Raw genomic sequence first — 6,000 nt, forward strand, 5'->3', positions numbered from 1 at the left:
TGTTTTGCTATCAGTAATGCGTTCGCGTAGCGGCTCGTACCGAGCATCGCGTAGCAGCTCGTACCGAGCATCGCTTTCTCAACAAACACACTGAAACGGCTACAAGTTAGGTTAAAAAAGGGTTTTGAGCTTTGAAGTGGGGTTAATGGGGTGAGTTGAGATCAAAAAATTGGTGCTAACTCGAAAAATTCCAAAATTGGGTTTTGAGATCGTCTTAAGGGTGTAGAGACAAAAGACAGAGAATAAAAACTTTGTCCAATGTCGAAACCTGAAAAGGTATTCCATCGTAAACGTCAAATCATTAAGGAAAAGAAATCCCTCATGGCAACTAACACTATCAATTCTAACTCTGTACTAGCTAATGGTTCTCAAGTAACTAGTCAGGCTAACGCTGCTTACGTCACCCACCTACCAGTTTTGAAAAAGGGAACAGCCGGTGAAGCTGTCCGCTTTCTCCAGCAGTTCTTAAATTGCTACACGGGCTATTATTTGGTTCTTGACGGACAGTTTGGCTCCCAAACAGAACAGGCAGTAAGGGATTTCCAAAGCAACTACAACTACTTCGACAAATCTAATCCTGACTACTTGATTGTAGATGGGATTGTCGGGAAAGAAACCTATCGTGCCATCGGTAATATGTTTTGCTAAAGATCCCAAATTAGTGCGTTCGCGTAGACGGTAAATCGCGAAGCGCTCTTTGGACTAATGCCTGATCTTGTCGGGTGCGTTAACAACGTGTAACGCACCTTTTTTGCTATCAGTAATGGGTTCGGGTAGCGGCTCCGAGCTTTTTCCCCCAACACACTGAAACGGCTAAAAGTTAGGTTTTAAAAGGGTTTTGGGCTTTGAAATGGGTTTGAATGGCGTGAGTCGATATCAAAAAATTGGTGCTAACTCGAAAAATTCCAAAATAGGGTTTTGAGATCGTCTTAAGGGTGTAGAGACAAAAGACAGAGAATAAAAACTTTGTCCAATGTCGAAACCTGAAAAGGTATTCCATCGTAAACGTCAAATCATTAAGGAAAAGAAATCCATCATGCTAACTAACACTATCAATTCTAAATCTGCACTAGCTAATGGTTCTGCACTAGCTAATGGTTCTGCACCAGCTAATGGTTCTGCACTAGCTAATGGTTCTGAAGTAACTAGTCAGGCTAACGCTGCTTACGTCACCCACCTACCAGTTTTGAAAAAGGGAAAAGCCGGTGAAGCTGTCCGCTTTCTCCAGCAGTTATTAATTTGCTACATGGGCTATTCTTTGGTTTTTGACGGACAGTTTGGCCCCCAAACAGAACAGGCAGTAAGGAATTTCCAAAGCGACTACAACTACCAGGGCAAATCTAATCCTGACTACTTGATTGTTGATGGGATTGTCGGTAAAGACACCTATCGTGCCATCGGTAATATGTTTTGCTAAAGATCCCGAATTAGTAGGGATATAGCACAGGGCGGTGAACTCAGCCCCTGCTCACCGCCCGTTACAATCATCTGATCACTGGTGACTGGTCACTGAATTACTCCCAACTCAACCCAAAATGCCTCGCCGCATCCTGGCAATTAAGGCGGTATCATCTGAAGAGCAGGTCATAATTATACAATAAATTCTTGACCAAAATCAAGTCCTAAACCTAAACAATTTCAAAATATATAATATCTAACTACCGACCAAACTCCCTCAAGTTTACCTCTGAACAGCCCCCGTTAAGGGGGTTTTTTGATGCTAACAGAATCCCAGGAAGTCCCGACCGGCTATTTGGTCTATACAGCTCGTTACTGTTAGTAATTAATCCAATTTAGCGTTATCTTGTACTCTCTGTAACAAACACAAGGGCAGGGATATAGCCTCGGTTGCACCAGGGGTAAATTGTCCCTGGTGCATCTCATATTTGTAAAAAATAAGGGGCGGGGGCGCGGGAAGTGTGGGAATTTTTGCCTAATTTCATCCATTGAGATGCACCCAATTGTCCCTGACACTGAAACGGCTACAAGTTAGATGGCAAGAGGGGTTTGAGAGGTCAAGTAGGTTTAATGGGGTGAGTCGATCGACAAAAATTGGTGCTAACTCGAAAAATTCCAAAATAGGGTTTTGATATCGTCTTAAAGGTGTAGAGACAAAAGACAGAAAATAAAAACTTTGTCCAATGTCGAAACCTGACAAGGTATTCCATCGTAAACGTCAAATCATCAAGGAAAAGAAATCAATCATGGGAACTAACACTATCAATTCTAACTCTGTACTAGCTAATGGTTCTGCACTAGCTAATGGTTTGGCACTAGCTAATGGTTCTGAAGTAACTAGTCAGGCTAACGCTGCTTACGTCACCCACCTACCAGTTTTGAAAAAGGGAAAAGCCGGTCAAGCTGTCCGCTTTCTCCAGCAGTTCTTAAATTGCTACATGGGCTATTATTTGGTTATTGACGGACAGTTTGGCTCCCAAACAGAACAGGTAGTAATGAAGTTCCAAAGCGACTACAACGAAACCCTCTACGAATCTGATCCTAACCACTTGATTGTTGATGGGATTGTCAGTAAAAAAACCTATCGTGCCATCGATGATATCTTGACTCTACGGTCATGCTAAATAAACACTTTGGCAAAGGGACTGAGGCCGTGGGCCACGCGGGGCGCGTTCGGAGCAGGGGAAAGAGGCCGTATTCAGAAAATTTTGCTAGTTAAATAGCCTAAGAACCCTTGTACCGTAAGCTTTCTGAGTTTTTTAACTGTCGGTTTAGCATAAAAGGTACTGAAGAAGCAATATCTTTTGCTAAAGATCCCAAATTAGTGCGTTCCCGTAGCGTGACCTACGGTCAATCGCGAAGCACTGCCCTTTGGGCTAATCCCTGATCTTGTCGGGTGCGTTAACCAAGTGTAACGCACCTCTTTAACTATCAGTAATACTTTCCCATAGCAGCTCTTTGCTGAGCATCGCTTATCCTAGGGTTAACACTCCCATGGGAAAATCCACAACTAAACGCTTTGTTAGTAACCACAAAACACCTAAAAGACTATTCACCAGTTGATCTCCTCCGGGTGCATCTCATTTTTGTTGTTTGACAAGGTGGTGCGTTACGGGGCGGGCTGTCTAAACCCTGGCGCTTGAGCGGAAAATGAGGCCCCCCTAACACACCCTACTGGCGTGGCAAGCTTAATTTGATGCATTAGAAACAGATGGGGGAGTGTGGGGAGTGTGGGGAGTGTGGGGAGTGTGGGAAGATGGGGAGCAAAAATCTATTGCACTATTTTAAGCTTGCCACGCCACTACGCAACTTTTTTACAAATATGAGATGCACCCTCTCCTCCTAACACTTCAACCGTAAACTCCTCTTCCTCAATAACCACCTTTCCCTCATATAGCGTTTGTATTTGAGATGTGAACATAGGATTGATATCTCAAGGGAACAGGGAACAGGGAACAGGGAACAGTAGTCAAGATATCCGAGCAGTTTTTGGTATTATGATAAATCATCAGTAAACCCTGTATCTAACAGTGCCATTACGGCAAAAATCTCTCCATCATCAGACATCAAGCCAATTTCAAAAAACAACTCTCCTCGACTATTACGGCGGTTTGCATAACTATCAGGTACACAGGATTGTTTTCCTTCTTCCCTCTTCCCTCACTTCCCCTCCTGGGAGGGGTTAGGGGTGGGTTACTCTTCCCTGCTCCCTGCTCCCTGCTCCCTGCTCCCTGCTCCCTAAAAAACCAGAACTTTGTACCTAAATGAATTGCAAACCGCTTTAAATTCACCTTGGATCATATTGTTCCACAAGTTCCTGTTTCATTAATTCGCATAATAATACACTTTTTACCTGGATGTTGAGAACGGTATTTTGCCAGTGCTACCTTTTTATCTTCATCGATAAAATACTCCCCACTATCAGGTTCAATAATAATAAACCAATCATAATGCTCTTGAATCAATACGGTGCGTTACATTTCATGCTTCGCACCCTACAACTTACATAACGCTCCATAAACTAGCCAATTATTCGGGTATAGATGATCAGCTTTCTCAATAACTTCAACCGCCCTTTTATTTTCACCCCTATCAGACAAAAACCGGGAATAATAACACCAGCCATGAGGATTATTTGGGTACTCCTCAGTAAACTGCTTCAATATAGCCAGGCTTTTTGCTGATTCTCCTCGGAACCGATAATAGTCAGCCTGCAACTTATGAGCATCAGCGGAGTGGGGAGCCAGTTTCAATACAGCATTAACTATCTTTTTAGTCTGCTTCCCTTCTTTACCCAATACTAATTTCATCCGGCAACGATAGGCCAAGCGTCGTTTTAAAACTGAGTAATCACCAGGGGCTAACTCTTCTGCTCTACTTAACCTCAACTCTGCTGACTGAAAATCACCCAGTATTAGGAGTGCATCATAACTGTGAATCATAGCAACAATATCATCTGGCTGAAGTAACAAGATTTGCTCAAAAGCTTTCAAAGCAGCGTGAGCATGATCCAGTTCCATCTCAACCCGCCCCAATGCCAGCCAGTGAGACGGATTTTCTGGCTCAGAAGATGCGGCTGTCTCAAAGGCTTTTACTGCTTTCTCTGGCTGACGGCGACAGACCTCTATCAAACCCCGGATATGATGCCCAGTAGCAACATTACTGGATAATGGCAAAGCACTCTCATAAACCTCAATTGCCTTAGCCACCTCTCCCATCAACTGTAAAAGTTTCCCCAGTTTCAACCTTACCTGAATTAATTGAGATTGCCGCTCAATAACTTGGTCATACTCCTTAACAGCCTGCTCCCAGTTTCCACTTTCATAGAGTAAATCAGCCAATTCCAACCGTTTTTTCCATCCAGAGGGATACTGCTGCACATAGTTAGTTAAGGTTTTCAACTTCTGCTGTTTTCGGGTGGTTTTTTTATCTAATAACAGTTGTACATTTAACTCGACCTTTGAAGACTGAGATAAGGTTACCAAACAGGGGTTAGTGTTTCTAGACATATCGCTGTTATCGCATAATTTATTTTATCATTAATTTGCTCAAAATGGCACTCTTTTGTCTTCGCATTTTGAGATGGAATCACGGATTGTTTAGTTTTAAATTCATCCCAAATCTCATCCTTGTCAATCTCTTTTAACAAGGGGGAAGAATCATCTATTCCTGATAGATACCGCTTCAACTGCTTTTCCATAATTGCTCGCCCCTTTTGAATGCGTTTGTAAACGTTATCCACCGAGAGAGCAAGTTTTTTGGCAATGTCTGGGTAGGGTATATCTTGGTAAAAATGCAGCACAAAAGGCTCTCGCAGTTGGGGAGACAGAGCCTCTATTTCACGGCGGATGTACATTCGTAACTCGCGACGGAGAATAGCTGACTCAGGAGAGTACTCACTAGAAGCTAATGTCTGGTGTTCTCCCACTGCCATTTCTTCAATGCTCTCCATACCGATTGCACCTCTCTGGCGTTTTCGATGCAGATCTACGCAGAGGTTATGAGTCATTCGAGTTAGCCATGCTTTGGGATTAGTAATTTTTTCGGCGTGGTGTGGTAGTTTCTCCCACGCCTTGATTCTGGCCAGACTTAATGCTTCTTCAGCATTGGTGCGATCGCCTCCCATCCAAGTTACGCACCGACCGTAAAGATAGTCTTGATTGACCAGCCATAACTGCCAAAAGGCAGTGCGATCGCCAAGAGATATACTTTTTAATAGATTAATCTCGTCTAATTTTGTTTCTGTTTTCATTTTTTTGAAGAAAATTGAGTGAACTCTAAGTAGTCGTACAAAATTAGGTTTAACTGTCGAGATAGGGAACAGGGAGCAGGGAGCAGGGAGCAGGGAGCAGGTAAGAGTAACCCACCCCTAACCCCTCCCAGGAGGGCAGGGCTGTTTCATTCTCGCAAAAAATAGATGGGGAGATGGGGAGATGGGGAGATGGGGAGAATTTTGGACTAATACTCGGGATTTTGGGCAAATTTATCGTTCCCTTACACCAAGGCCGTTAACAAATTGTTAGTGATTTGAGTTGATTGAAG

At 43.2% G+C, this 6,000-nt stretch carries 6 protein-coding genes; 3 read left to right on the forward strand and 3 right to left on the reverse strand.

What is annotated here, in order from left to right:
• Nucleotides 1-258: 258 nt before the first annotated feature.
• The 3 genes from F6K51_RS25265 (at nt 259) to F6K51_RS25275 (ending at nt 2,582) form a co-directional block, all read left to right on the forward strand.
• A complete protein-coding gene (locus tag F6K51_RS25265; protein ID WP_293025359.1) occupies nt 259-648 on the forward strand; it encodes a peptidoglycan-binding domain-containing protein in 390 nt (129 codons plus the stop codon).
• 325 nt (nt 649-973) lie between these two features.
• Nucleotides 974-1,417 (forward strand): peptidoglycan-binding domain-containing protein, encoded by a 444-nt coding sequence (locus F6K51_RS25270; RefSeq protein ID WP_293025360.1) that lies wholly within the window; start codon nt 974-976, stop codon nt 1,415-1,417.
• Between the two features lie 724 nt (nt 1,418-2,141).
• The gene (locus tag F6K51_RS25275; RefSeq protein WP_229415271.1) at nt 2,142-2,582 is read left to right on the forward strand and encodes a peptidoglycan-binding domain-containing protein; all 441 of its coding nucleotides are present in this window, start codon (nt 2,142-2,144) and stop codon (nt 2,580-2,582) included.
• A gap of 1,173 nt (nt 2,583-3,755) precedes the next feature.
• Here the strand turns inward: F6K51_RS25275 and F6K51_RS25280 are convergent.
• Genes F6K51_RS25280 through F6K51_RS25290 form a run of 3 tightly spaced genes read right to left on the reverse strand, consistent with a single transcriptional unit; the run spans nt 3,756 to nt 5,710 of the window.
• Nucleotides 3,756-3,923, reverse strand: a complete 168-nt coding sequence (locus F6K51_RS25280; protein ID WP_293025361.1) for a hypothetical protein — start codon at nt 3,921-3,923, stop codon at nt 3,756-3,758.
• A 30-nt stretch (nt 3,924-3,953) separates the two neighbouring features.
• Nucleotides 3,954-4,967, reverse strand: a complete 1,014-nt coding sequence (locus F6K51_RS25285) for a tetratricopeptide repeat protein (protein ID WP_293025362.1) — start codon at nt 4,965-4,967, stop codon at nt 3,954-3,956.
• Nucleotides 4,937-5,710, reverse strand: coding sequence for an RNA polymerase sigma factor (locus F6K51_RS25290; protein WP_293025363.1), 774 nt, complete (start codon nt 5,708-5,710; stop codon nt 4,937-4,939). The genes F6K51_RS25285 and F6K51_RS25290 overlap by 31 nt, the downstream gene beginning before the upstream one ends.
• Nucleotides 5,711-6,000: the final 290 nt, after the last annotated feature.

The sequence above is a fragment of the Moorena sp. SIO3I8 genome, assembly GCF_010692325.1.
Taxonomy (GTDB): Bacteria; Cyanobacteriota; Cyanobacteriia; order Cyanobacteriales; family Coleofasciculaceae; genus Moorena.